Annotated in this window: 25 protein-coding genes, 1 tRNA gene and 1 pseudogene; 12 read left to right on the forward strand and 15 right to left on the reverse strand. The window is 67.7% G+C overall.

Going from position 1 to position 23924, the window contains the following annotated elements; all coding sequences use genetic code 11:
* The first annotated feature begins 107 nt into the window (after positions 1–107).
* The gene (locus R9B84_RS12890) at positions 108–434 is read left to right on the forward strand and encodes a c-type cytochrome (RefSeq protein ID WP_423758233.1); all 327 of its coding nucleotides are present in this window, start codon (positions 108–110) and stop codon (positions 432–434) included.
* Positions 435–578: 144 nt separating this feature from the next.
* Here the strand turns inward: R9B84_RS12890 and R9B84_RS12895 are convergent, their stop codons facing one another.
* The 3 genes from R9B84_RS12895 to R9B84_RS12905 are packed head-to-tail and all read right to left on the reverse strand — an operon-like array spanning position 579 to position 3304.
* The gene (locus tag R9B84_RS12895; protein ID WP_423758234.1) at positions 579–1316 is read right to left on the reverse strand and encodes a DUF2486 family protein; all 738 of its coding nucleotides are present in this window, start codon (positions 1314–1316) and stop codon (positions 579–581) included.
* A gap of 25 nt (positions 1317–1341) precedes the next feature.
* Positions 1342–1758: a DNA polymerase III subunit chi gene (locus R9B84_RS12900; RefSeq protein ID WP_047898787.1), complete on the reverse strand. Its 417-nt coding sequence runs from the start codon at positions 1756–1758 to the stop codon at positions 1342–1344.
* Between the two features lie 34 nt (positions 1759–1792).
* Complete coding sequence (locus tag R9B84_RS12905) at positions 1793–3304, reverse strand: leucyl aminopeptidase (RefSeq protein WP_423758235.1); 1512 nt, start codon at positions 3302–3304, stop codon at positions 1793–1795.
* 122 nt (positions 3305–3426) lie between these two features.
* On the opposite strand from R9B84_RS12905, the gene lptF reads away from it, so the two are divergent.
* From lptF to R9B84_RS12920, 3 genes are read left to right on the forward strand one after another with little or no spacing between them, the layout of a single operon-like run.
* Positions 3427–4521: an LPS export ABC transporter permease LptF gene (gene lptF / locus R9B84_RS12910; RefSeq protein ID WP_423758236.1), complete on the forward strand. Its 1095-nt coding sequence runs from the start codon at positions 3427–3429 to the stop codon at positions 4519–4521.
* Positions 4522–4524: 3 nt separating this feature from the next.
* The gene (lptG, locus tag R9B84_RS12915) at positions 4525–5673 is read left to right on the forward strand and encodes an LPS export ABC transporter permease LptG (protein WP_423758237.1); all 1149 of its coding nucleotides are present in this window, start codon (positions 4525–4527) and stop codon (positions 5671–5673) included.
* 27 nt (positions 5674–5700) lie between these two features.
* Positions 5701–6084 (forward strand): sirohydrochlorin chelatase, encoded by a 384-nt coding sequence (locus R9B84_RS12920; protein WP_423758238.1) that lies wholly within the window; start codon positions 5701–5703, stop codon positions 6082–6084.
* Positions 6085–6162: 78 nt separating this feature from the next.
* On the opposite strand, the gene cobA is transcribed toward R9B84_RS12920, so the two are convergent.
* From cobA to R9B84_RS12950, 6 genes are all read right to left on the reverse strand, one after another.
* Complete coding sequence (gene cobA, locus R9B84_RS12925; RefSeq protein ID WP_047898792.1) at positions 6163–6912, reverse strand: uroporphyrinogen-III C-methyltransferase; 750 nt, start codon at positions 6910–6912, stop codon at positions 6163–6165.
* A gap of 70 nt (positions 6913–6982) precedes the next feature.
* On the reverse strand, positions 6983–8299 hold the full coding sequence (locus tag R9B84_RS12930; RefSeq protein ID WP_423758239.1) for a sulfate adenylyltransferase subunit 1: 1317 nt from the start codon (positions 8297–8299) through the stop codon (positions 6983–6985).
* A gap of 22 nt (positions 8300–8321) precedes the next feature.
* Positions 8322–9284, reverse strand: coding sequence for a sulfate adenylyltransferase subunit CysD (gene cysD / locus R9B84_RS12935; protein WP_423758240.1), 963 nt, complete (start codon positions 9282–9284; stop codon positions 8322–8324).
* Positions 9285–9360: 76 nt separating this feature from the next.
* A complete protein-coding gene (locus R9B84_RS12940) occupies positions 9361–10110 on the reverse strand; it encodes a phosphoadenylyl-sulfate reductase (RefSeq protein ID WP_423758241.1) in 750 nt (249 codons plus the stop codon).
* Positions 10107–10664 carry a DUF934 domain-containing protein gene (locus R9B84_RS12945; protein ID WP_423758242.1) on the reverse strand — a complete coding sequence of 186 codons (558 nt, stop codon included), beginning with the start codon at positions 10662–10664 and terminating at the stop codon, positions 10107–10109. Before R9B84_RS12945 ends, R9B84_RS12940 begins: the two co-directional genes overlap by 4 nt.
* A 25-nt stretch (positions 10665–10689) precedes the next feature.
* Complete coding sequence (locus R9B84_RS12950) at positions 10690–12369, reverse strand: nitrite/sulfite reductase (protein WP_423758243.1); 1680 nt, start codon at positions 12367–12369, stop codon at positions 10690–10692.
* Between the two features lie 219 nt (positions 12370–12588).
* Here R9B84_RS12950 and R9B84_RS12955 point away from each other — a divergent pair, with 219 nt between their 5' ends.
* The 4 genes from R9B84_RS12955 to R9B84_RS12970 all read left to right on the forward strand — a co-directional run bounded on the left by R9B84_RS12955 (position 12589) and on the right by R9B84_RS12970 (position 15355).
* Entirely contained in the window at positions 12589–13530 is a 942-nt protein-coding gene (locus tag R9B84_RS12955; RefSeq protein ID WP_047898798.1) for a CysB family HTH-type transcriptional regulator, read from the forward strand.
* 168 nt (positions 13531–13698) lie between these two features.
* Positions 13699–14856: an ABC transporter substrate-binding protein gene (locus R9B84_RS12960; protein WP_423758244.1), complete on the forward strand. Its 1158-nt coding sequence runs from the start codon at positions 13699–13701 to the stop codon at positions 14854–14856.
* Between the two features lie 95 nt (positions 14857–14951).
* Positions 14952–15036: transfer RNA gene (locus R9B84_RS12965), tRNA-Leu, on the forward strand.
* A gap of 151 nt (positions 15037–15187) precedes the next feature.
* The gene (locus tag R9B84_RS12970) at positions 15188–15355 is read left to right on the forward strand and encodes a hypothetical protein (protein ID WP_186451691.1); all 168 of its coding nucleotides are present in this window, start codon (positions 15188–15190) and stop codon (positions 15353–15355) included.
* A gap of 28 nt (positions 15356–15383) precedes the next feature.
* Here R9B84_RS12970 and R9B84_RS12975 read toward each other — a convergent pair whose 3' ends face one another.
* Entirely contained in the window at positions 15384–16286 is a 903-nt protein-coding gene (locus R9B84_RS12975) for a LysR family transcriptional regulator (protein WP_423758245.1), read from the reverse strand.
* A 117-nt stretch (positions 16287–16403) separates the two neighbouring features.
* On the opposite strand from R9B84_RS12975, the gene R9B84_RS12980 reads away from it, so the two are divergent.
* Both R9B84_RS12980 and R9B84_RS12985 read left to right on the forward strand, forming a co-directional pair.
* A complete protein-coding gene (locus R9B84_RS12980; protein ID WP_423758246.1) occupies positions 16404–17141 on the forward strand; it encodes an SDR family oxidoreductase in 738 nt (245 codons plus the stop codon).
* Between the two features lie 47 nt (positions 17142–17188).
* On the forward strand, positions 17189–18088 hold the full coding sequence (locus tag R9B84_RS12985; RefSeq protein WP_423758247.1) for an SDR family oxidoreductase: 900 nt from the start codon (positions 17189–17191) through the stop codon (positions 18086–18088).
* 30 nt (positions 18089–18118) lie between these two features.
* Here R9B84_RS12985 and R9B84_RS12990 read toward each other — a convergent pair whose 3' ends face one another.
* The gene (locus tag R9B84_RS12990; protein WP_423758248.1) at positions 18119–19009 is read right to left on the reverse strand and encodes an alpha/beta fold hydrolase; all 891 of its coding nucleotides are present in this window, start codon (positions 19007–19009) and stop codon (positions 18119–18121) included.
* A 106-nt stretch (positions 19010–19115) separates the two neighbouring features.
* Here R9B84_RS12990 and R9B84_RS12995 point away from each other — a divergent pair, with 106 nt between their 5' ends.
* Positions 19116–20012, forward strand: a complete 897-nt coding sequence (locus tag R9B84_RS12995; RefSeq protein ID WP_423758249.1) for a LysR family transcriptional regulator — start codon at positions 19116–19118, stop codon at positions 20010–20012.
* 40 nt (positions 20013–20052) lie between these two features.
* On the opposite strand, the pseudogene R9B84_RS13000 reads toward R9B84_RS12995, so the two are convergent.
* From R9B84_RS13000 to copC, 4 genes and pseudogenes are all read right to left on the reverse strand, one after another.
* Positions 20053–20984: pseudogene (locus tag R9B84_RS13000) on the reverse strand (LysR family transcriptional regulator).
* Positions 20985–21171: 187 nt separating this feature from the next.
* Positions 21172–21945, reverse strand: coding sequence for an SDR family oxidoreductase (locus R9B84_RS13005; protein WP_006478064.1), 774 nt, complete (start codon positions 21943–21945; stop codon positions 21172–21174).
* A gap of 179 nt (positions 21946–22124) precedes the next feature.
* The gene (locus tag R9B84_RS13010; protein ID WP_423758250.1) at positions 22125–22625 is read right to left on the reverse strand and encodes a DinB family protein; all 501 of its coding nucleotides are present in this window, start codon (positions 22623–22625) and stop codon (positions 22125–22127) included.
* 65 nt (positions 22626–22690) lie between these two features.
* Positions 22691–23065, reverse strand: a complete 375-nt coding sequence (gene copC / locus R9B84_RS13015; protein ID WP_423758251.1) for a copper homeostasis periplasmic binding protein CopC — start codon at positions 23063–23065, stop codon at positions 22691–22693.
* Positions 23066–23176: 111 nt separating this feature from the next.
* Between copC and R9B84_RS13020 the strand changes: the two genes are divergently transcribed.
* Positions 23177–23899: a 16S rRNA pseudouridine(516) synthase gene (locus tag R9B84_RS13020; RefSeq protein WP_423758252.1), complete on the forward strand. Its 723-nt coding sequence runs from the start codon at positions 23177–23179 to the stop codon at positions 23897–23899.
* The last annotated feature ends 25 nt before the right edge of the window (positions 23900–23924 follow it).

A 23924-nucleotide genomic window follows, 5' to 3' on the forward strand; every position in this document is an offset into this window, starting at 1 on the left:
CGCCCCCAATGGAAAGGGCCGCTGGGGGAACGCGCAAAACGTGCGTTCCCTTTGCTTTTATAATGCGCGGACGATGAAGCCGGCCGTCCCCGCCGGCGGAGAACCGCATGAAACAGACGATATTGCGCACCCTGCTCGTGACGCTGCTGACCGGCGGCTCAGCGGCGGCGCGTGCCGAACAGGCGGACGGGCTCGCGCTTGCACAGCGCAAGAACTGCATGGCCTGCCACGCGATCAGCAAGCCGTTGATGGGCCCGTCGTTCCGCGACATCGCCGGCAAGTATGCGGCGCGCGGCGACGCCGCCGATTACCTTGCCCAATCGATCGTGAAAGGGAGCGTCGGCGTGTGGGGCAGTGTGCCGATGCCCGCCAATACGCAACTGACGAGCGGCGAAGCCCATGCGCTCGCGCAATGGGTGCTGTCGCTGCGTTGAACCGGATGCCCCGGACGGGGCACACCGTTGTGCCGGGCGCCGCCGACAGGCGGGCTTGCACCGGCTGACCGGCCCCTCGCCGGCAGCTTTGCCGGCACTTACTGGAACCGCACCCTCTTTTCTGTCGCCGAAACGGCCGGACGTTCAGCTCGAATGACCGGCGCGGCGCCGCGCGATCTCTTCGTCGACCGCGTCGCGGACCCAGTCCATGACCTCGGTTTCCAGCGTCAGCGCCACCTCGCGCGTGACCTGGCCGACCAGCCAGGCCGAATGCTCATGCAGCGCGTCGCGGCAGCGGGCCTCGATGGCCTCGCGCCCTGCTCCGGTCAGATAGCTCGTCAGCCGATTGCGCAGGCGCTCGGCGATATGCTGCGCATCTTCCGGCGTCAGCCCGACGGCTGCCTGCACATCCGGCTGCGGCGCCGCGGCCGATACGACTGCCTCCGGCATGACCGCTTCAGATGCGTGCCCGACCGCATCACGTGCCACCGCGGCGAACGCATGCGACATATCGTCGTCGCCCAGCGACGACAGGAGCGGCGCATTCATCGCCGCTGCGTCCTCGGCGACCACATGCTCCGCAGCACCGGGTTCGGCCGGCGCATCGGTCTCGCCCATCGCCGCCGCAGCAGCCGTCGCGACGTCGCCCGGCAGCTCGACCGCCGGCACGTGCAGCGTCGGCACGGGTTCGATCACGACGAATTCGGGGTCGGCCTCGGTTTTCGTGGCGTCGACCGGCGCGATCACGTCGGTCAGCACGGGAATCGCCGCGCCGGCGTGCGCCTGCGGCGCGTCGGGCGCGGGCGAGCTCGCCGGCACCGGCTTGCCCGGCACCAGCACGTCGGTCAGCGTCGGGATCGTGGATGAATCGGCTTGTGTCACGGGAACACTCCGTCGACGGTTGCGGCTAGCTGCCCTGCTTGTAGTTGTTCAGCGCGTATCCGCGATCGCGGTAGAAGCGGTAGCGGTCGCGGCCCGCGGCCAGCTCGTCCGGCGCATTGCCGACCACTTCGAGCAGGCGCTCGAAGCGGGCGAACTGCGCGGGCACGGTTGCGCCGAGGTTCAGCAGCACGTGATGATGCGGCGCCTGGTCGAGATCGGCGGCCAGCACGATCGGCGTGCCGGCTGCGTGCTCGCTGTCGACGCCGCAATGCGGAATGAAATCGAGCGGCGAGAACGTCCAGAGCCGCTCGTCGAGCGCGCGCAGGCGCGCGGGCTCGGCGAGCACGACGACCGGCTGCCCGGCCTGGTAGGCCTTGCGCAGCAGCCGGCACGCGTACGCGAGCGAATCGCCGACGTTCGAATGGAAGTCGATTCGCGTCATTGCCCGCTCACCCGCATCGTCGTCAGCACCGCCATCACTGGCCGGCGCGGTCGATCAGGAACTGCGCGAGCAACGGCACCGGACGGCCCGTCGCGCCCTTCGCGGCACCGCCCTTCCATGCGGTGCCTGCGATGTCGAGGTGGGCCCACGGATAGCTGTCGGTGAAGCGCGACAGGAAGCACGCGGCCGTCACGGCGCCGGCCGGGCGCCCGCCGATGTTCGCGATGTCCGCGAAGTTCGACTTCAGTTGGTCCTGGTACTCGTCGTCGAGCGGCATGCGCCACGCCGGGTCGTTCGCCTCGCGCGACGCGTCGAGCAGTTCGCCCGCGAGCGCGTCGTCCTTCGAGAACAGGCCGCTGTTGTGGCCCCCGAGCGCGATCACGCACGCGCCCGTCAGCGTCGCGACGTCGATCACCGCGGCCGGCTTGAAGCGCTCCGCATAGGTCAGCGCGTCGCACAGGATCAGGCGGCCTTCGGCGTCGGTGTTCAGCACCTCGATCGTCAGGCCCTTCATGCTGGTGACGACGTCGCCCGGCTTCGTCGCGTTGCCGCCCGGCATGTTCTCGCAGGTCGGCACGATCGCGACGACGTTGATCTTCAGGCCCATCTCGGCGACCGCGCGGATCGTGCCGAGCACGGAGCCGGCGCCGCACATGTCGTACTTCATCTCGTCCATGCCCTCGCCCGGCTTCAGCGAGATGCCGCCCGTGTCGAACGTGATGCCCTTGCCGACCAGCACGACCGGCGCGGCCTTCGCGGCGGCGCCCTGGTAGTGCAGCACGATGAACTGCGGCGGCTCGATCGACGCGCGCGCGACCGACAGGAACGAGCCCATCTTCAGCGCCTGGATCTGCTTGAGCCCAAGGACTTCCACCTTCAGGCCCCAATCCTTCGCGATCTTCTTCGCGGTGTTGCCGAGATAGGTCGGCGTGCAGACGTTGCCGGGCAGGTTGCCGAGGTCGCGGGTGAGATCCATCCCGTTCGCGAGCGCGACGGCCTGCTTGACTGCGACCTTCGCGGCCTTTTCATCCGACGGATCGACGCTGAACACGACGCGCTTGAGCGTGTGCGACGCCGGTTCCGGCTTGCTCTTCATCTGCGTGAAGCGGTAGGTCTCGTTGCGCAGCGCGAGGATTGCCGCGCGCACGCCCCAGTCGGAGCTGCGCTCGTCGACCGGCAGTTGCGCGAGCGTGAACGTGACCTGGACGACCTTGGTCGCCAGCAGTGCGCGCCAGGCGGCCGTGACCGCGTCGTTATAGGCTTTCTGGTTGAAAGCATCCTGCTTGCCGAGGCCGATGAGCAGCACGCGCGACGCGCCGATGCCCGATACTTCGTGCAGGAACAGCGTCTTGCCGCGCTTGCCGTCCATGTCGCCGGCTTTCACCACGCGCGAAATCAGTCCCTTGGTGGCCGTGTCGATGTCGAGCGCCGCGCCCGAAAGCGTCTGCGCCTCGAAGATGCCGAGCACGATGCAGTCGGACTTCCCCGTCAGGAACCCCTTGGCCTCGCCTTTGCTCCAATCACAGCCTTTTATGCTAAAGTCCATCGCGCTTGTCCTCGGATAAAATCTGGGCTAAGGATGAAAGCCGCAATTATCCGCTATTTTTCCCGTGGCGGCGCGAGCGCTCCACCACGCGTGCGCAGCCTCCCGCCCTCTTCTCATCAAGAATGATCTTCGAACGCTCCCTCCAGCGCGAGCTTGCGTATACGGCTGGCGCCGTGTTCATGGTGCTGCTCACGATCATGCTCACGACGATGATGATCCGCATCGTCGGCTACGCCGCGTCCGGTGAAATCGATCCGCGGGACGTGCTCGTGCTGATCGGCCTGACCGTGATCGGCTACCTCGCCGTGATGCTCGTCGTCACACTGTTCGTGTCGATCCTGTTCGTGCTGACCCGGTGGTACCGGGACTCCGAAATGGTGGTGTGGCTCGCGTCGGGCGTGAGCCTCACGCGCCTCATCAAGCCGATCGGCGTGTTCGCCGCGCCGATCATCCTGCTGATCGCGTTCTTCGCATTCGTCGGCTGGCCGTGGTCGAACCAGCAGAGCAAGCTGATCAAGGCGCGCTTCCAGCAGCGCGACGAGATCTCGCTGCTCGCGCCGGGCCAGTTCCGCGAGTCGGCCGCGAACCATCGCGTGTTCTTCATCGAGAAGATGACGTCCGACCAGAGCAAGGTGCAGAACGTGTTCGTGACGTCGACCGAGAACGGCAAGGTCAACGTCGTCGTGTCGCAGACGGGTCATACGGAAACCACGAAGGACGGCGACCGTTTCGTCGTCCTGGAAGACGGTCGTCGCTACGACGGCACGCCGGGCCAGCCGAACTTCAAGATCATGGAGTTCGAGCGCTACGGCGTGAAGATCACGAGCAAGCCGGTCGTGAACGTGCAGACCACCAACAGCACGCCGACACCCGAGCTGCTGAGCAACCCGACACGCGACAACCTCGCGGAATTCGCGTGGCGCGCGGGGCTGCCGCTGATCGCGCTCAACCTGATGGTGCTCGGCATCCCGCTCGCGTACCAGAACCCGCGTCGCAGCCGCACGATCAACCTCGTGATGGCCGTGCTGATCTACCTCACGTACTCGAACCTGCTGAACGTCGTGCAGGCGCAGATCGAGCAGGGCAAGATGTCGTTCGGCGTCGGCCTCGTCGGCCTGCACGCGCTCGTCGCGGCGATCGTCGCCGTCATCTTCTGGTTGCGCGTGCGCAATCGTCCGCTGTTTACACGCGCGCTGTTCGGCCGCTCGGGAGCATGATCGATGCGGCTCTATGAAAAGTACTTCGCGCGACAGATCTACGTCACGTTCGTCTTCATCCTGTTCGCGTTCTCGGGCCTGTTCTTCTTCTTCGACCTGATCAGCGAACTGAACTCGGTGGGGCACGGCAACTACAAGTTCGGCTACGCGGTGCTGCGCGTCGCGCTGCAGACGCCGTCGCGCTTCTACGAGATCATCCCGGTCGCCGCGCTGATCAGCGCGATCTACGTGTTCGCGCAAATGGCCGCGAATTCGGAATTCACGATCTTCCGCGTGTCGGGCCTCGCGACCAACCAGGCGCTGCGCTCGCTGCTGAAGATCGGCGTGCCGCTCGTGATCGTCACCTACCTGATCGGCGAATTCGTCGGCCCGTACGCCGACCAGTTGTCGGAGCGCGTGCGGCTGCAGGCGCTCGGCGCGTCGGTGTCGTCGAACTTCCAGTCGGGCGTGTGGGTGAAGGACACGCTCGCGGCCCGCGAAAACGGCGAACAGGTCACGCGTTTCGTCAACGTCGGCAGCCTGTCGCCCGACTCGACGATCAGCAATGTGCGCATCTACGAATTCGATTCGAAGTTCCAGCTGCAGAACCTGCGGATCGCGCAGACGGGCCGCTACGAGCCGCCCGGTCACTGGCTGCTGACGGGCGTCACCGAAACGGAGCTCACGCCGATCAAGCCGCTCAGCGGCCAGCCGGCCGACGCGCTGAACCCCGTCTACCGGTCGCAGCAGGTCTCGCTGCCCGAATACCGGCTGCGTTCGGACCTGACGCCGCAGATCCTGTCGGTGCTGCTGGTATCGCCGGAGCGCATGTCGATCTTCAACCTGTTCCGCTACATCCAGCACTTGCGCGAAAACCAGCAGGACACGCAGCGCTACGACATCGCGCTGTGGCGCAAGCTGCTGTATCCGTTCGCCGTGTTCGTGATGCTCGTGCTGTCGCTGCCGTTCGCATACCTGCACACGCGTGCGGGCGTGGTCGGCGTGAAGGTGTTCGGCGGCATCATGCTCGGCATGAGCTTCCAGTTGCTCAATACGCTGTTCTCGCACATCGGCACGCTGAACACGTGGCCCGCGCCGCTCACCGCTGCGACACCGGGCCTGATCTATCTCGCGCTCGGCCTGTTCGCACTCAAGTGGGTCGACCGGCACTGAGCGCCGCGTCACGACGGAGATTTAGACATGAGCTCGCACGGCATCGTCCTGTTCGGCCACGGCGCCCGCGATCCGCGCTGGGCCGAGCCGTTCGAGCGGCTCGCCGCGCGGCTGCGCGGCGCCGGCTCCCCTGCGTCGCAGGTGTCGCTCGCGTTCCTCGAATTGATGACACCGTCGCTCGGTGAAGCCGTCGCCGCGCAAGTCGCAGCCGGCTGCGCGCGCATCACCGTGATACCTGTGTTCTTCGGCCAGGGCGGCCATATCCGCCGCGATCTGCCGCAGCTCGTCGATGCATGCCGCGCCGCGCATCCGGGCGTCGAGATTCGCTGCGCGACGGCTGTCGGCGAAGACGACGGCGTGCTCGACGCGATCGCACGCTATTGCATCGACCAGATCGGCGACGACGCGTAAGCAAAACGGCGGCCCCAAATGAAAAAGCGCTGGCTTCTGCCAGCGCTTTTTTCGTTTCGGACTGCGGCCGGATTCCGCTCAGGCTGCATCCCGCAGCGGATCGCCCGTTTTCGCGTGCCGTGCGCGCTCGGCGAACGCGTCGCCGATCATCAGCAGGCTCGGTTCCGCGGGATCGAGCCACGCCTGCGCATCGCCCGCCGCCATCTGCGCGAGCGTCAGCGTCAGCGAACGTTCGCGCGCGGTGCTGCACGCCTCGACGATCGCCACGGGCGTCGCCGGTGCACGGCCTGCGTCGATCAGTTCCTGCGCGATGCCGGGCGCGCTGTCGCGGCCCATGTAGTAGACGATCGAATCGGCGCGCGCGGCTTCGCGGATCTCGTCGCTGCCCGGCGCACGGCTGTGCGTCGCGAACGCGACGCTGCGCGACACGCCGCGCAGCGTCAGCGAACGCTTCAGCGTCGCCGCGCCGGCCAGCGCCGCGGTGATGCCCGGCACGACCTCGTAGTCGATGCCCGCCTCATCGAGCGCGCGCATTTCCTCTTCCGCGCGACCGAACAGCATCGGGTCGCCACCCTTCAGCCGCACGACGCACGCATGCTCGCGCGCCGCGTCGACGATCTGCTTGTTGATGAAGTGCTGCGCGGTCGAGCGCTGCCCGCAGCGCTTGCCGACCGCGATCTTGCGCGCGTTCGGCGCGTAGTCGAGCATCGCGGGCTCGACGAGCGCGTCGTGCAGCACGACGTCGGCCTGCGCCAGCAGCCGCGCGCCGCGCACCGTGATGAGGTCCGCCGCGCCCGGCCCTGCTCCGATCAGATACACCTTGCCCATGTTTGTCGCTTCGCTAGTCCTGCGGCCCGCGCCGCCGTGTGGCGGCGCGGCTCGCCGCGCGGTTTGCCGATTACGCCGAGAACGCCCGGATCATGCCGGCGGCGACCGTGTGGTGCGTCGCCTCGTCGATCAGCACGAACGCGCCCGTGCCCGGATGCGCATCGTACGTGTCGCAGACGATCGGCTTCTGCAGCGTCAGTGCGACGCGGCCGATGTCGTTCATCTTCAGCTCGTGACGGTCGGTCGCGTGCGACAGCGTATGCACGTCGAGCACCTGCTTGACCGCGCCGATCTTGGCGAACACCGTGCTCGTGGTCTGCTTCAGCAGGTACTTGCGCTGCGGCGACAGCGGCGCTTCGTCGAACCAGCACAGGTCGGCCTCGAGCTTCTTGGCCGGCTCAACCGGCTCGGCGGTCGTGACGAACATGTCGCCGCGCGACACATCGACATCCTGTTCGAGGCGGATCGTCACCGTCTGGCCTGCGAATGCGTGCGGGACGGACGCGGTGCCGCCCGGCACCGGCGCGACGATCTCGGCAACCGTCGCGGTGCGGTTCGACGGCAGCACGACGATCTCGTCGCCGACCTTCACTTCACCCGACTCGATACGGCCCATGTAGCCGCGGAAATCGTCGGCCGAGCTGCCGTCCTGGCGCGCGACCCACTGCACCGGGAAGCGCAGCGCGTCATGCGCCTGCGTCTCGACCGGCAGCGACTCGAGCACGTCGAGGAGCGGCTCGCCCGCGTACCACGGCATGCGCTCGCTCGCGCCGACGATGTTGTCGCCCTTCAGCGCCGACACCGGCACGAAGCGCACCTCGGTGAGGTTGAGCTGCTTCGCGAGCGCGACGTACGCGTCGCGGATCTCGTTGAAGCGTGCCTCGCTGTAGTCGACGAGGTCCATCTTGTTGATCGCGACGATCACGTGCTGCAGGCCGAGCAGCTTGACGATCGCGCTGTGGCGCTTGGTTTGCGGCAGCAGTTGCACGACACCGTTCTCGACCGTGATGCGCGTCGCATCGATCAGGACGATCGCCGCGTGCGCGGTCGACGCGCCCGTCACCATGTTGCGCGTGTACTGCTCGTGGCCCGGCGTATCGGCGATGATGAACTTGCGCTTCGCGGTCGCGAAGTAGCGGTATGCGACGTCGATCGTGATGCCCTGCTCGCGCTCGGCCTCGAGGCCGTCGGTCAGCAGCGCGAGGTCGAGCTCGTCGCCGACCGTGCGCTTGTTCTTCGCACGCGACAGCGCGGACAGCTGGTCGGACAGCACGGCCTTGCTGTCGTACAGCAGGCGACCGATCAGCGTGCTCTTGCCGTCGTCGACGCTGCCTGCGGTGATGAAGCGCAGCACGCCGAGGTCTTCGTGATTTTCGATGATGCTCATGATGTGAATGTCCTCGTGTGCTTCAGAAATAACCTTGCTTCTTGCGCGTTTCCATCGCGGCTTCGGACGCCTGGTCGTCCATCCGGGTCGCGCCGCGCTCGGTGATCTCGGTCACCGCCGTCTCGGCGATGATCTTCTCGACGTCGTCCGCGTCGCTCTCGACCGGGCACGTGCAGCTGATGTCGCCGACCGTGCGGAAGCGCACCTGGGCGACTTCGCTCGTCTCGCCGTCACGCATCGGCGTGAGCGGCGTGACCGGCACGAGCAGCCCGTTGCGGCGCACGATCTCGCGCTGGTGCGCGTAGTAGATCGACGGCAGTTCGAGGTTCTCGCGCGCGATGTACTGCCACACGTCGAGCTCCGTCCAGTTCGAGATCGGGAACACGCGCAGGTGCTCGCCTTTATGCAGTCGCGCGTTGAAGAGGCTCCACAGCTCGGGGCGCTGCGCCTTCGGATCCCACTGGCCGAATTCGTCGCGGAACGAGAAGATGCGCTCCTTCGCACGTGCCTTCTCTTCGTCGCGGCGCGCACCGCCGATCAGCGCGGTGTAGCCGTGCTGCTCGATCGTCTCGAGCAGCGTGACGGCCTGCGCGGCGTTGCGCGAATCGGTTTCGCGGCGCAGCACGACCGTGCCGCGCTTGATCGAATCCTCGACGTGGCCGACGACCAGCTCGGCGCCGAGCTCCTGCGCGCGGCGGTCGCGGAAATCGATCACTTCGTCGTAGTTGTGGCCCGTGTCGATGTGCACGAGCGGGAACGGCAGCGTCGTCTTGCGGTTCGCGCCGAGGCCGAACGCCTTCAGCGCCAGATGCAGCACGACGACCGAATCCTTGCCGCCCGAGAACAACAGCGCCGGCTTGCTGCATTCGGCGACCAGTTCGCGCAGGATGTGGATCGACTCGGCTTCGAGCCAGTCGAGGTGGCCCATGCGGTTGTCGCCGCCGGTGGCCGGGGCAAAGGCGGATTGCTCGAGCGTCGTGCTCATGATTTCAGTCCTTCTCTTCTGGGTTCGTGCCGCCCGCTGTCGCAGGCGGCGCAATATTCAGTTTCTTGTCGGGCTTTCAGTGCGCGGCGCCGGCTTCGGCGGTCGCGGGAATCGGCGTGATCGTGATGTGCAGCCCGCATTCCTTCGTATCGCGCGACTCCCACCACCAGCGGCCCGCGCGGCTGTCCTCGCCGGGGCGGATCGCGCGCGTACAGGGCTCGCAGCCGATGCTCGGGTAACCTCGCGCATGCAGCGGGTTGACCGGCACGTCAAACGCACCAAGATACGCCCACACGTCGGCCTCGGTCCAGTCGGCGAGCGGGTTGTACTTCGCGATCCCGCGCGCTTCGTCCTGTTCTTCCTCGTGCAGCTCCGCACGCGTGACCGACTGCTCGCGGCGCTGTCCCGTGACCCACGCGCCGACGTCCGCCAGCGCGCGGTTCAGCGGCTCGACCTTGCGAATGTGGCAGCACGACTTGCGCAGCTCGACGCTCTCGTAGAACGCGTTCAGGCCGTGCTCGGCGACGTACTGGTCGACCGCATCCTGCTGCGGATGAAACTGCTCGATTTCGTAGCCGTAGCGCTCGCGCACGCGGTCGATCATGCCGAGCGTCTCCGCGTGCAGGCGGCCCGTATTCAGCGAGAAGATGCCGATCGACACGCCCTTCGACAGGATCGCATGCGTGAGCAGCATGTCTTCCGCAGCGAGGCTGCTCGCGAACTTCACCTTCTCGTGACGTGCGCCGATCTGCGCAAGCAGCGCATCGAGGCGCTCGACCTTCGCGGCGAGTTCCGGCGTCAGCGCGGTGGCGGTCGCGTTGCTCATGCGCTCACCTTGGCGTCGGGCGTCGCTACGTCGGTCGCGGCGGCGCGGCGGCGGAACAGCGGCGCCGGTTCGTCGAACGCGCCCTGATAGCGCTGCGTGAATTCCGTGAACGCATTCAGCGCGTCGTGGATGTCCTTGTCGGCGCGCACCGCGAATGCGTCGAAGCCGCAACGCGACATGTACAGCAACTGATCGCGCAGCACGTCGCCGATCGCGCGCAGCTCGCCGGTCCAGCCGTAACGCTCGCGCAGCAGGCGCGCGATGCTGTAACCGCGACCGTCCGCGAAGCGCGGGAAGTCGACGGCGATCAGCGCGATCGCGCCGAAATCGGCCGCGAGATCGGCCGGCTCGCTGTCCGGCGCGAGCCACACGCCGAGTTCGTCCTTCGTCTTCGCGGCAACGAGCGCCGTACGCTCGGCCTGCCACAACGCGAACGGCACCAGCACCTTGCCGGCCGGCAATGCGTCGACCGCGGGCAGTGCACCGTCTTCCGCCGCGCGCACGACCTGCCATGCATCGTCGATCACTGCGCGGTTCTTGATAATCGAAGCCATCTGCTAATTCCTTCTACCCGGTTGGTTACGCGTTCACCGCCTGGCGCGCCGCATACACGCGCTCCTTGAACGGCGCGATGCCGATGCGATCGTACGTGTCGATGAAACGCTCGCCGTCGACGCGCGATTCGACGAACGTGTCGATCAGCTTCGCGATCACGCCCGGCACTTCGTCCGCGGAGAACGACGGCCCGATCACGCGGCCGAGGCGCGCGCCGTCGCGGCCCGTGCCCTGCTCGCCGCCGAGCGACACCTGATACCACTCGGAACCGTCCTTGTCGACGCCGAGGATGCCGATGTTGCCGACGTGGTGATGGCCGCACGAGTTCATGCAACCGGAAATGTTCAGCGACAGGTCGCCGAGGTCGTACACGTAGTCGAGATCGTCGAAACGCTGCTGGATCGCCAGCGCGATCGGGATCGACTTCGCGTTCGCGAGCGAGCAGAAATCGCCGCCCGGGCACGCGATGATGTCGGTCAGCAGGCCGATGTTCGGTGTCGCGAAACTGGCTGCCTTCGCCTTTTCCCACACTGCGAACAGGTCGCGCTTCTTCACGTTCGCGAGGATCAGGTTCTGCTCGTGCGACACGCGCAGCTCGCCGAGCGAGTACGCGTCGGCCCAGTCGGCGACCAGTTCCATCTGCTGGTCGGTCGCGTCGCCCGGGGCCACGCGATGATCCTTCAGCGACAGCGTGACGGCCGCGTAGCCCGGCACCTTGTGCGGCGCGACGTTACGCTCGACCCAGCGCGCGAACGCCTTGTTCTCGAGCAGGTGCTGTTCGAACGATGCATCGGTGTCGGCCAGCTTTTCGTAGACGGGCGGCTGGAAATACTGCGACACGCGGTCGAGTTCGGCCTGCGTGAGCGTCGACGGGCCGTCCTTCAGGTGCTGCCACTCTTCCTCGACCTGCTGCGCGAACTTCGCGGGCGACAGCGCCTTCACGAGGATCTTGATGCGGGCCTTGTACAGGTTGTCGCGGCGGCCATAGCGGTTGTACACGCGCAGCACGGCTTCGCAGTACGTGAGCAGGTGCTGCCACGGCAGGTCTTCCTTGATCACCGCGCCGACGATCGGCGTGCGGCCGAGGCCGCCGCCCGCGAGGATGCTCGCGACCACCTCGCCCTGCGCGTTCTTCTTCAGGTACACGCCGAGGTCGTGGATCTGCACGGCCGCGCGGTCGGCCTTCGAGCCCGACACCGCGATCTTGAACTTGCGCGGCAGCCATGCGAATTCTGGATGGAACGTCGACCACTGGCGCAGGATTTCCGACCACGGGCGCGGATCGATCTCCTCGTCCTGAGCGACGCCAGCGAACTGGTCGGCCGTGATGTTGCGGATGCAGTTGCCCGACGTCTGGATGCCGTGCATCTGCACCGACGCGAGCTTCGCGAGGATCTCGGGCGTGTCTTCCAGCTGGATCCAGTTGAACTGGATGTTCGAGCGGGTCGAGAAGTGGCCGTAGCCGCGGTCGTGCTCGCGGGCGATGCGCGCCAGCATCCGCAGCTGGTCGCTGCGCAGGTTGCCGTACGGAATCGCGATGCGGTGCATGTACGCGTGGCGCTGCATGTACAGGCCGTTCTGCAGACGCAGCGGACGGAACTCCTCTTCGCTCAACTCGCCCGACAGGCGGCGGCGCACCTGATCGCGGTACTGCGCGACACGCTCGTCGACGATCGTCTGGTCGTATTGGTCGTACTGATACATTCGGGGACCCCAGGGGTTTTCGTGGTGACCGCGCGACGTCCTAGCCACGTCGCGCCCGAATCTCCGTTCCACCGTCACTGCCGCCGGCCATCCGCTGCCGGGTGGATTGCTAATGACGAAAACAGATATCCATATTTGAAAAACTCCGGTGAATCGTAATAAACTCGCCTTATATTTCAAACGACTAAAAAATTCTGTTGATATGCGGAAGGGTTATAAATGAACCTGCACCAATTTCGCTTCGTGCGCGAGGCCGTCCGGCAGAATTTCAACCTCACCGAGGCCGCCAAGGCGCTCTACACGTCGCAACCGGGGGTATCGAAGGCGATCATCGAGCTCGAGGACGAGCTCGGCGTGGAGATCTTCACGCGGCACGGCAAGCGCGTGCGCTCGCTCACCGAGCCGGGCAGGATCATCCTCGCGTCGGTCGAGCGGATCCTGCAGGAGGTTGAAAGCCTTAAAAGGGTCGGGAAAGATTACGCTGCGCAGGACCAGGGCAACCTGACCATCGCGGCGACCCACACGCAGGCCCGCTACTCGCTGCCGGCCGCGATCGCCGAATTCAAGAAGCGCTTCCCGAAGGTGCACCTGTCGATCCTGCAGGGCAGCCCGACGCAGGTGGCCGAGATGGTGATCCACGACCAGGCCGATCTCGCGATCGCGACCGAGGCGATCGCCGATTACAAGGAACTCGTGTCGCTGCCCTGCTTCCAGTGGCATCACGCCGCCGTCGTGCCGGCCGATCATCCGCTGCTCGAACGCAAGCCGCCGTCGCTCGACGATCTCGCGCAATACCCGCTGATCACGTACGACGACGCATTTGCGGGCCGCAAGAAGATCAACCAGGCGTTCGCGCTGCGCGGGCTGTCGCCGGACATCGTGCTCGAGGCGATCGACGCCGACGTGATCAAGACCTATGTGGAGCTCGGCCTCGGCGTCGGGATCATGGCCGACATCGCGTTCAATCCCGAGCGCGACCGCAACCTGCGTCTGATCCCGGTCGGCCACCTGTTCGGCAGCAACGTGACGCGCGTCGCGCTCAAGCAGGGCGCCTATCTGCGCAGCTATGTGTATACGCTCGTCGAACTGCTGTCGCCGACGCTGAACCGCAAGCTGATCGAGCAGGCGCTCAAGGGCGAAGCCGAATCGTACGAGCTGTAAGCGCCCCCAGGCCTGTCGCTTCGCGCCAGTCCCCCGATGGGTCATCCCCCAAGGGGACTTCCTCCGGGGCGGAAAACCTGAGGCGGCCCGGCGTTTTCTTGAGCCCCCGTGTATAAACAATGGGGCGCATATCGCGCCCCTTTTTTGCTGCCCGACGGAGATTCCCGCATGACGCTTCCCGCCCTGTTGCGCCGCGCCGCCGGCGCCGCCCTCGTGCTGACCTGCGCGACCGCGCATGCCGACCTGAAGGTCGGCGTCGACCTGTCGTCGACCGGCCCGGCCGCCGCGATCGGCATCACGAGCAAGAACGCGATCCTGATGTGGCCGAAGACGATCGCCGGGCAGCCCGTGCAGGTGACCGTGCTCGACGACGCGTCCGACCCGGGTACGGCCGTGCGCAACATCCGCAAGCTGGTCGACGAGGATCACGTCGACGTCGTGGTCGGGCCGAACATCACGCCGGCCGCGCTCGCCGCGCTCGACGCGGTGGCCGCCGGGCAGACGCCGATGATCACGCTGGTCGGCTCCGGCGCGATCGTCGAGCCGCAGGAAGGCGCGCGGACCTGGGCATTCAAGATGGCGCAGAGCGACCGTGCGATGGCCGACGTGATGACGCGCACCATGTCGAATCGCGGCGTCAAGACGGTCGGCTTCATCGGCTTCGCGGACAGCTACGGCGACAGCTGGCTGAACGAGTTCACCCGCTTCGCGGACCTGCGCAAGATCCGCGTCGTCGCGACCGAGCGCTTCAACCGCACCGATGCGAGCGTCACGGGCCAGGCGCTGAAGCTGATCGCCGCGAAGCCCGACGCGATCCTGATCGCGAGCTCGGGCACGCCGGCCGTGCTGCCACAGCGCACGCTGATCGAGCGCGGCTACAAGGGCGCGATCTACCAGACGCACGGGATCGCGACACCGGAATTCATCAAGCTCGGCGGCAAGGACGTCGACGGAACGCTGTTCCCGACCCAGCCCGTCGTCGTCGCACGCACGCTGCCGGCCGACCATCCGGCCCGCAAGGCCGCGCTCGCGTTCGTCGACGCGTACGAGGCGAAGTATGGCGCCGGCACCGTCACGCAGTTCGCAGGCGACGCCGCGGGTGTCTACCCGCGCCTCGCCGACGCGGTCGGCCGCGCACTGAAGACCGCGCAGCCCGGCACGCCGGCGTTTCGCGCGGCGCTGCGCCGCGAGCTCGAAGGCGCGCACGAACTCGTCGTGCCGAACGGCGTCGTCAATTCCAGCGACAAGGATCATGTGGGGCTCGACCAACGCGCGAGCGTGATGGGGATCGTGAAGCAGGGCCGGTTCGTCTACCTGAGCCAGTAACTTGCGCGCCGGCGACCGGGTAGCTTGCCCGGCATCCGGATTTCCGCCATAATCCGCGTTTCGCCGCACACAATCGCATGCGCGGTCAGGAACAAGCCCAGGTGGTGAAATTGGTAGACGCAGGGGACTCAAAATCCCCCGCCGCAAGGCGTGCCGGTTCGATTCCGGCCCTGGGCACCAGCATTTCGCAGCGTCATGCGCTGCACCTGTCGAAACCCGCGCAAGCTCACCGCTTCGCGGGTTTTTTGTTTTTGCCGCGTGCAACGTGCACCGCAACGCGTGCCCTCACCCGGCAGTCCAAGCATCTGGGAACGCAGCACGGAGGCAGGCCATGTCCACGCGCGCCATTTCAAGCCCGATTTGCCACGGCGTGCTCGCCGCCGTCCTGTCGCTCATGCTGGGTGGATGCGACGTGCTGAGCGCGCCGCCCGTGCCCGACTGGCCGGGGCCGCATGCGCCCTATCCGTTCCCGGACAACATCCCCCATCGCACCGAATGACCCGACTGCCGCCCTTCGCCGAGCAGGCTCAGCCCATCAGCTCGCGGACGAAGTCGAGAAACACCCGCACCTTCGCGGAGACGAGGTTCGACGCGTGGTGATACGCATAAAGCGGGAACGTCTCGTCCGCCCACTCCGGCAGCAGCAGGACCAGCCGCCCGTCGGCGAGGATGTCCCGCGCGTAGAGTTCCAGCAGCTGCGCGACGCCCGCGCCGCCGAGGCAGGCGCCGAGCAGCGCGCCCGTGTCGTTGACCATCAGCCGGCCGCCGGCATCGAACGGCACCACCTCCTTGCCGCGATGGAAAACCCATTCGAACGGCCGCCCCGTCACCGGATCGCGGATCAGCACGCAACGATGCCCGTCCGCGAGATCGTGCGGATGCCGCGGTTCGCCGTGACGCGCGACATAAGCCGCCGATGCGCAGGTGAGCACGCGCGTCTCGAGCAGCAGCCGCGCGCGGTATGACGACGGCTCCGGAATGCCGAAGCGGACCGCCACGTCGAAACCGTCGGCGACGAGATCGCCCATCCGGTCGCGCACGCTGATTTCGACGGACAGTTCGGGGAAGCGGTCGAGGAATTCCGCCAGCCGCGGCGCCAGCACGTAGTGGCCGAAGGTGCCGTCCACGTTGACCCGCAGCCGCCCCCTGACGCGCGCCCTGGAATGGCCGGCGTCAACCGCCGCCTCCTCGATGCCGGCCAGCAGCGGCGCAACCGCCTCGTAAAAGCGCCGCCCTTCGTCGGTCAACGTGATCGCGCGCGCCGTCCGGTTGAAGATCCGGATGCCGACACGCTCTTCCAGCCGCGCAACGGCGCGGCTCACGGCCGGCTGGGTCAATCCCATCGCCTCGCCCGCGCGCGCGAAGGTGCCGGCCTCGATCACCGCCGAGAGCACGCCGATACCGCTCAGAAGCCTGCTGTCGAACGCCATGAGACATACTTTCAGTCATTCTTGATCTGATCATTATTCATTATTTTTATTGATCGAGGAAGCCTACATTAGTCCTGTCGCCGGCTCGCACGGCACTCACGAACCAAGGAGCAGGACATGAGCACATCGGAAAAGGTCGCCCTCGTCACGGGTTCATCGCGCGGCATCGGCGCGGAAATCGCCCGCCGTCTCGCCCGGGACGGTTTCAGGGTCGTCGTGAACTATGCCGGCAGCGCCGGCCCCGCGCGGGAAGTGGTCGACGCAATCGTCGCCGGCGGCGGCGAAGCCGTCGCGGTGCAGGCGGACGTCGCAGACCCGGCGGCGACCGCCGCGCTGTTCGACGCGGCCGAGCGCGCGTTCGGTCGCATCGACGTGGTCGTCAACAGCGCGGGCGTCATGAAGCTCGCCGCCATCGCCGACGTCGACGACGCGGCCTTCGACCAGACCGTCGCCATCAACCTGAAGGGCACGTTCAACGTCAGCCGCGAGGCCGCGAAGCGCCTGCGCGACGGTGGCCGCATCGTCAACCTGTCGTCGAGCGTGATCGGCATGCGCCTGCCGACCTACGGCGTGTACATCGCGACCAAGGCGGCCGTCGAAGGCCTGACGCAGGTCCTCGCCCAGGAGATGCGCGGCCGCGGCATCCGCGTGAACGCGGTCGCGCCGGGGCCGGTCGCGACCGAGCTGTTCCTGCAGGGCAAGAGCCCCGAGCTCGTCGACCGGATGGCGAAGATGAACCCGCTGGAGCGGCTCGGCCAGCCCGGGGATATCGCCGGCGTCGTCGCGTTCCTCGCCGGCCCCGACGGCGCGTGGGTCAACGGCCAGATCCTGCGCGCCAACGGCGGCATGTGCTGACGGACCGCACGCCGCGCCCGCTCCCCCACACTTGCTGGAGATCGATCATGAAGGAAGTCATTCTCGTCACGGGCGCGTCCAGCGGCTTCGGCCTGCTGACGGCCCAGGCACTCGCCCACGCCGGCCATACCGTCTACGCGTCGATGCGCGAAAGCGCCGGCCGCAACGCGCCGCGCGCCGCCGCGATCGCGGCCTACGCGCAGGAACACGACGTCGACCTGCGCACCGTCGAGCTCGACGTCGGCGACGACGCATCCGTCGACGCCGCGATCGACCGCGTGATCGCGGACCACGGCCGCCTCGACATCATCGTCCACAACGCCGGCCACATGGTGTTCGGCCCGGCCGAAGCGTTCACGCCCGAACAGCTGGCGCAGCTCTACGACATCAACGTCGTGTCGACCCAGCGCGTGAACCGGGCGGCGCTGCCGCACCTGCGCCGCCAGGGCCGCGGCCTGCTCGTCTGGGTATCGTCCTCGTCGGCGCGCGGCGGCACCCCGCCGTTCCTCGCGCCCTACTTCGCCGCGAAGGCCGCGATGGACTCGCTCGCGGTGTCCTATGCGGCCGAACTCGCCCGCTGGGGCATCGAAACGTCGATCGTCGTGCCGGGCGCGTTCACCCGGGGCACGAATCACTTCGCCCACGCGGGCAAGCCGGCCGATGCCGTCGTGCAGGCCGCCTACGACAACGGGCCGTACGCGGGCGTCGCCGAGCAGGCGCTGCGGGGCCTCGCCGCGCTCGAACCCGCGGACGCCGATGCCGGCGCCGTCGCGACGGCGATTGCCGATCTCGTCGCCGCGCCGGCCGGCAAGCGCCCGTATCGCGTGTTCGTCGACCCGTCGCAGGACGGCGCGGAGGAAGTGTTCCGCGTCGGCGATCGCATCCGCCGCGAGATGTTCCGGAACATCGGCCTCGACGACCTGCTCGCGCCCCGCGTCGGCGGTTGATCCCCTGCGCGCCGGGCCGGCCGGCGCGCGTCAGTCGCGCTCGCAGAACCCGAGGATCGCGTCCGCGACCGCCGCCGGCGCCTCGCGCTGCGGAAAATGCCCCACGCCGTCCAGCATCTGCCGCGCGTAGCGCCCCGTAAAGAACCGTTCGCGCCCGGCCGAGCTGTCCGGGTGGTTGACGGTATCCGCGCCGCCGTGCAGCACGAGCGTCGGCACCGACAGCACGGGCGACGGATTGAGCCGCGCGTCGTCGTCGGCATAGGCCGGCGCACCCGGTGCGAAACCCCAGCGATGCCGGTACGAATGCAGCACGACGTCGGCCCAGTCGGGCCCGTCGAACGCGGCAGCGGCCGCATCGAAATCGCTGTCGCGATACCAGCCGGGCGGCGACCACGTGTCCCACATCACGCGGGCAAACGCGCGGCGATCGTCGCGCAGCGCCTGCTCGCCGCGCGGCGTCGCCATGAACCAGTGATACCAGTAGTTGCGCGCCTGCTGCAGCGACAGCGGCTGACCGGGATCGTTGGTGCCGTACCCCACCGACAGCATCACGAGATGCGACGCGACGCCGTCGCGCAGCCCGCACGCGTTCGCCACCGCGCGGGCGCCCCAGTCGTGCCCGACCAGCACGGGCCGCTCGACGCCGAGCACATCGACGAATTCGAGCAGGTCGCGCCCGAGCGCCGCGAGCTGGCCGCTGCGCGGCACGGATGCGTCGCGAAAGCGCGTCGGCGCAAAACCGCGCAGCGCGGGTGCGAGTACGCGGTAACCGCGCGCGGCAAGCGCCGCCGCCACGGCCTCCCAGCCGACCGGACTGTCCGGCCAGCCATGCAGCAGCACGGCCACGCGTTCGCCGCGTGGGTTCCATTCGAGATAGGCGATATCGAGCGACGCGGTCGTCGCATGCGCATAGGCAGTCATCGTGTTCTCCGTCGGGTCAACTTGAGCAGACGATGGTAGGCTCGCGTTTCATCATGATTCACGGAGTATCATGATTCATTCTTCGAATATCGCGTTGAATTGACCGATGGAACCCCTGACCGACCCCGCGTCGACCTCGCTCGACATCGCGCTGCTGCGCACCTTCCTCGAAGTCGTCGACAGCTGCGGATTCGCGCCGGCAGCGGAACGCCTCGCGCTGACGCCTTCGGCCGTCAGCGGCCATATCAAGCGGCTCGAACAGGCGGCCGGCACCGTGCTGCTCGCGCGTACGACGCGCCGTATCGCGCTCACGCCGGCCGGCGACACGCTGTACGCATACGCGCGCAACATCGTCGACATGGAGCGCGAAGTGCGCGCGAGGCTGCGCGGCGCGCCGGCGCAGGGTCGGCTGCGCGTCGGCGCATCGGAGGATTTCGCGGGTGCGTGGCTGCCGCAGGTGCTGCGCACGTTCCGCGACCGCCACCCGCGCACGTCGATCGAGCTGAAGGTCGGGATCACCGCGTCGCTGCTGCGCGAGCAGGCGCTCGGCCGGCTCGATGTCGTGTTCGGCAAGCAGTGCCGGCAGGTCGACGCGCCGGGCGAACTGCTGTGGGAAGAGCCGCTCGTATGGGCATTTGCGTCGGACCGCACGCTCGACGCCGACGGCGAAGTGCCGCTCGCGCTGTTTCCGGAACCGTGCGTCTATCGTGAAGCCGCCGTATCGGCGCTCGCCGCCGCGCTGCGGCCGTTCCGCGTGCTGTTCGAGAGCAACAGCATGGCCGGCTGCGTGTCGGCTGCACTCGCGGGCTTCGCGGTCACCGCGCTGGCACGCAGCCAGTTGCGCGACGGGCTGCGCGCATGCGGGCCGCAAGACGGCCTGCCCGCGCTGCCGGCCGCGCGTTTTTATGCGTTCGCGTCGAAGCCGGACGGCGCCGGCGCGGCTTTGATCGAAGCGGTGCGGGAAACCGGTCGCAACCGGCGGTTCGCGGCGCTGGCCGACTGAAACAGGCGCGTCGGTGTGCGACGCACACCAGCCGCCCCGGTCAATCGCCTTCCGCGCCCTTCCCGGCCGCTGCCCCGGTCAACGCGTCCGCCATCAGTTCCCCGAACCAATCGACGAACGCATTGAGCCGGCGCGACCGGTGCCGCCGGTGCGGATACACGGCCGATACGTCCATCGGCGCGGCGCGGTGGCCGGGCATCACATCGACGAGCGCGCCGCTGTCGAGCAGATGCTCGACGTCGAACCGCGGAATCTGGATCAGCCCCATCCCGACGATGCAGCCGGCGATGTAGGTTTCGGCGTTATTGACGATCACGCGGCTCGGCAGCGTCAGCGTGTGCCGCTCGCCGTCCACGCAGTATTCCCACCCGAGCTCGCGCCCGGTCGTCGGCGACGCATAGCCGATCGCCCAGTGCCCGTGCGCGAGCGCATCCGGATGCTCGGGCACGCCGCATTCGCGCAGGTAGTCGTCGCGCAGTTGATCAGCGTGAACTGCCCGAGCGGCCGCACGACGAGGCTGCTGTCCGCGAGCCGCCCGACGCGGATCGCGCAGTCGACACCCTCCTGCACGAGGTCGATCGAGCGGTCCGTCGAGCCGAGCGACAGTTGCAGCTTCGGGTAGCGACGAAACAGCGACGGCAGCGCGGGCGCGACCACGCGGCGCGCGATCCGGCTCGGCACGTCGACGTTCAGCCGCCCGATCACGTCGCGGTCGCGACGGCGGAACAGGCGGTCGAGCTCGTCGGCCTCCGCGAGCAGGCGCCGGCCGCGTTCGAGCAGCAGCACGCCGTCGGCGGTCAACTGCACCTGGCGTGTCGTGCGGTGCAGGAGGCGCGTGCCGAGCCCGGCCTCGAGTTGCTGGACGGCCGCCGACACGGTCGCGCGCGGCACGTCGAGCGCATGCGCGGCCTTGATGAAGCTGCCCATCTCGGCAACCTGCAGGACGATTCTGACCTGATCCAGCTTGTCCATCGGCGGGGAACGTAGGTTCGGACGACTGTCGCCGCCAGCCGTCTCGCATCGCGGCAGCACCCGGCGGCACTGAGAAAACGGGCGCGCGGCCTCGCGGCTGCGCGCCCGTCCATTGTCCACGCAATCGGCCCATTGCGGTGCGCCGTGCGCCCGCGGCGGCGGCCGGCGCGGCCCGTGATGCGGTCGGTTACTTGGTCGTATAGCCGCCGTTGATCAGGATCGTCTGGCCCGTGATCCACCAGCCGTCGGTCACGAGATGGCGGATGAACGGCACGACGTCCTCGATGTCGGTCAGGCCCGTCTTGCTGAACGGCGACAGCGCGGCCGCCGTCTTGTGATACGCGACCGCATCGGCGCCTTCGGCCGGATAGAAGAACGGCGTGTCCATCGGGCCCGGCCCGACGGCCGTCACCGAGATTCCGCGTGCGCCGTACTCCTTCGACGCCGCACGCGTGAAGTGCTCGACCGGCGCCTTCGATCCTTCGTACGCCGCATAGAACGGCGTGAACGCGCCGAGCAGCGACGTCACGAGCGTGACGAGCTTGCCGTGATCCTCGAGGTGCCGCCCCGCTTCCTTGATGAAGAAGAACGCCGACTTGCTGTTGACCGCGAACATCTCGTCGTACTCGGCTTCGCTGATCTCGGTGAACGGCTTCTTCAGCACCTTGCCGACCGTGTTGATCGCGATGTCGATCTTGCCGAAGCGCTGCTTCGCGTCGTCGAACAGCTTCTCGACCGCGGCGGCCGTCGTCAGGTCGGCCTGGAATGTTGCGGCCTCGGCACCGGCCGCGCGCACCGCGGCGGCCGTCTCCTCGGCCTGTGCCTGCGACGCCGCGCTGTTGTAGTGAATCGCCACCGCCTTCGCGCCGTGGCCCGCCAGGTCCCGCGCGATCAGGCCGCCGAGATTCTTTGCGCCGCCTGCGATCAGGACGACCTTGTCTGCGAGCGTGTGAGTTGCCACGAGTGACTCCTTTTTTCGTTGAGCGAAGCTTGGAGTGTAGGCACGCGCGACACGCAGGTCAGCCGGTCGCCGCTGGATGGATTATCCAGAAAATCGATCTAATCGGAACATCGCAGCGTGATCTGCCGCACCGACAACGGAGCCGAAATCCGCTCGCGGCGGCGCGTCCGCCGGCCGGCTCAGCGCGCGTACAGTGCCGCGTCGATCTTGCCGAGCAACCACTGCATGCCGGCCAGATGCTGCTGGTCGTGGCTGCACAGGTAATGGACGAGCCCGCGCACGGTCAGCGAACCGTAGCCGTCGAACTCGCCGACGCGCTCGAACTGTTCGGGCGTGAGGCGCGACACGAGATCCAGCGTCTCGCGTCGCGCTTCGCGAATCGCCGCGAGCACGTCGGACGCATACGCATCGTTGTAGCGGCGCTCGATCGCGAGCGCATCGCCGTCGATCGACACGAGCAGCGGCCGATCTTCGTCGAGCATCCGCCGCAGCCGCACGTGATAGCCGTCGATTTCGATGTCGCGCACATGACAGAGCTGCCCGAGCGGCGAGAAGTGCTCGCTCGGGATCCCGGCCCAGTCGTCGGGCGTCCAGCGCGCATAGCCGTCGGGCACGGCCGCGAAATGGGCTTCGAGCAGACGGGGAAAATCGGCGAGTGCGTCGAGCGTCGTCGGATTCATGCGGGAAACTCCCTGTCGGATAAGGGCGGCGGCAGCCCTGGCACGGGCCTGCCGCCGCCGTTGCGTCACTTCACGCTGAAGCCGTACGCGCCCTGCGTGCGGTGCCCGTCGGTCGCGACGGCCACCCATTTCACCGTATAGGCGCCCGTGCCGACCGCAGTGAGCGGCACCGTCGTCCGCTTGCGGTTCGACGCATCGATGCGCGCCTTGCCGTCCGACACCGTCTTGCCGTCGCCGTCGACGACGACGATCGAGCTGAACGCCGGCTCCAGCGGCTCGGTGAAGTCGATCGTGACGGCGGCCGGTGCGGCGGTCAGCACCGCGCCCGCCGCCGGATCGCTCTTCGCGAGATGCGCATGCGCGAACGCGGCCGACGAAACGGTCGCCGCAAGGATGACGGCGGCAGCCTTGCGGCCGAACGGGAGCGAATCGAAATCCATGGACTTTCCGTGAAGAATGAACGGGCGCCGCGCGCTGCGCAGCGTTCCGGCAGCTTACCAGCGCAGGCGTGTTCACGCCGGTCGCGCGCCGCTTGATAGAATGCGCGCGCTATGGATCTCGAAAGCATTCTCTACTCCCAGGGCTTCGGCTCGCGCCGCCAGTGCCGCGGCCTGATCGAAGCAGGCCGCGTCGCCGTCGCCGGCGCCAGCGCGACCGACCCCGACACGACGTTCGACACCGATGGCCTCGTGTTCTCGGTCGACGATACGGCGTGGCCGTTCCACGCGCGTGCGTATCTCGCGCTCAACAAGCCGGCCGGCTACGAGTGTTCGCGCGATCCGCAACACCATTCAAGCGTGTTCAGCCTGCTGCCCGCGCCGCTCGTCGCGCGCGGCGTGCAGTGCGTCGGACGGCTCGACCAGGACACGACGGGCCTGCTGCTGCTGTCCGACGACGGCCAGTTCGTGCACGCGTACACGTCGCCGAAGCGCAAGGTGCCGAAGACCTACGTAGCGACCGTGCGCCATCCGCTCGACGACGCGCAACTGCATGCGCTGCGCACCGGCGTGCAGCTCCACGGCGAGCCGAAGCCGATCGCGGCGGTCGCCGCCGACGCGCGCGACACGCACGCGCTCGCGCTGACCGTCCTCGAAGGCAAGTATCACCAGGTGAAACGCATGGTCGCGGCGGCGAGCAACCGCGTCGAGTTGCTGCACCGCGAAAGCATCGGCGGCTTCGCGCTGCCGGACGACCTCGAACCCGGCGCGTGGCGGTGGCTTGATGACGCCGACCTTTCAGCGCTGCGCAATCCCTTGACATCCTCGCCCGCCTAAAGTCGGGCGATTCCTACGGCGTCTG

The sequence above is a fragment of the Burkholderia sp. NLJ2 genome, assembly GCF_049487195.1.
In the GTDB taxonomy this organism is placed as follows: Bacteria; Pseudomonadota; Gammaproteobacteria; order Burkholderiales; family Burkholderiaceae; genus Burkholderia; species Burkholderia pyrrocinia.

Coding starts and splice junctions, on each gene's coding strand:
- R9B84_RS12890 (WP_423758233.1), top strand. CDS start 108: ATGAAACAGACGATATTGCGCACCCTGCTCGTGACGCTGCTGACCGGC.
- R9B84_RS12900 (WP_047898787.1), bottom strand. CDS start 1,758: ATGACGCGAATCGACTTCCATTCGAACGTCGGCGATTCGCTCGCGTAC.
- R9B84_RS12905 (WP_423758235.1), bottom strand. CDS start 3,304: ATGGACTTTAGCATAAAAGGCTGTGATTGGAGCAAAGGCGAGGCCAAG.
- lptF (WP_423758236.1), top strand. CDS start 3,427: ATGATCTTCGAACGCTCCCTCCAGCGCGAGCTTGCGTATACGGCTGGC.
- lptG (WP_423758237.1), top strand. CDS start 4,525: ATGCGGCTCTATGAAAAGTACTTCGCGCGACAGATCTACGTCACGTTC.
- R9B84_RS12920 (WP_423758238.1), top strand. CDS start 5,701: ATGAGCTCGCACGGCATCGTCCTGTTCGGCCACGGCGCCCGCGATCCG.
- cobA (WP_047898792.1), bottom strand. CDS start 6,912: ATGGGCAAGGTGTATCTGATCGGAGCAGGGCCGGGCGCGGCGGACCTC.
- R9B84_RS12930 (WP_423758239.1), bottom strand. CDS start 8,299: ATGAGCATCATCGAAAATCACGAAGACCTCGGCGTGCTGCGCTTCATC.
- cysD (WP_423758240.1), bottom strand. CDS start 9,284: ATGAGCACGACGCTCGAGCAATCCGCCTTTGCCCCGGCCACCGGCGGC.
- R9B84_RS12940 (WP_423758241.1), bottom strand. CDS start 10,110: ATGAGCAACGCGACCGCCACCGCGCTGACGCCGGAACTCGCCGCGAAG.
- R9B84_RS12945 (WP_423758242.1), bottom strand. CDS start 10,664: ATGGCTTCGATTATCAAGAACCGCGCAGTGATCGACGATGCATGGCAG.
- R9B84_RS12950 (WP_423758243.1), bottom strand. CDS start 12,369: ATGTATCAGTACGACCAATACGACCAGACGATCGTCGACGAGCGTGTC.
- R9B84_RS12955 (WP_047898798.1), top strand. CDS start 12,589: ATGAACCTGCACCAATTTCGCTTCGTGCGCGAGGCCGTCCGGCAGAAT.
- R9B84_RS12960 (WP_423758244.1), top strand. CDS start 13,699: ATGACGCTTCCCGCCCTGTTGCGCCGCGCCGCCGGCGCCGCCCTCGTG.
- R9B84_RS12970 (WP_186451691.1), top strand. CDS start 15,188: ATGTCCACGCGCGCCATTTCAAGCCCGATTTGCCACGGCGTGCTCGCC.
- R9B84_RS12975 (WP_423758245.1), bottom strand. CDS start 16,286: ATGGCGTTCGACAGCAGGCTTCTGAGCGGTATCGGCGTGCTCTCGGCG.
- R9B84_RS12980 (WP_423758246.1), top strand. CDS start 16,404: ATGAGCACATCGGAAAAGGTCGCCCTCGTCACGGGTTCATCGCGCGGC.
- R9B84_RS12985 (WP_423758247.1), top strand. CDS start 17,189: ATGAAGGAAGTCATTCTCGTCACGGGCGCGTCCAGCGGCTTCGGCCTG.
- R9B84_RS12990 (WP_423758248.1), bottom strand. CDS start 19,009: ATGACTGCCTATGCGCATGCGACGACCGCGTCGCTCGATATCGCCTAT.
- R9B84_RS12995 (WP_423758249.1), top strand. CDS start 19,116: ATGGAACCCCTGACCGACCCCGCGTCGACCTCGCTCGACATCGCGCTG.
- R9B84_RS13010 (WP_423758250.1), bottom strand. CDS start 22,625: ATGAATCCGACGACGCTCGACGCACTCGCCGATTTTCCCCGTCTGCTC.
- copC (WP_423758251.1), bottom strand. CDS start 23,065: ATGGATTTCGATTCGCTCCCGTTCGGCCGCAAGGCTGCCGCCGTCATC.
- R9B84_RS13020 (WP_423758252.1), top strand. CDS start 23,177: ATGGATCTCGAAAGCATTCTCTACTCCCAGGGCTTCGGCTCGCGCCGC.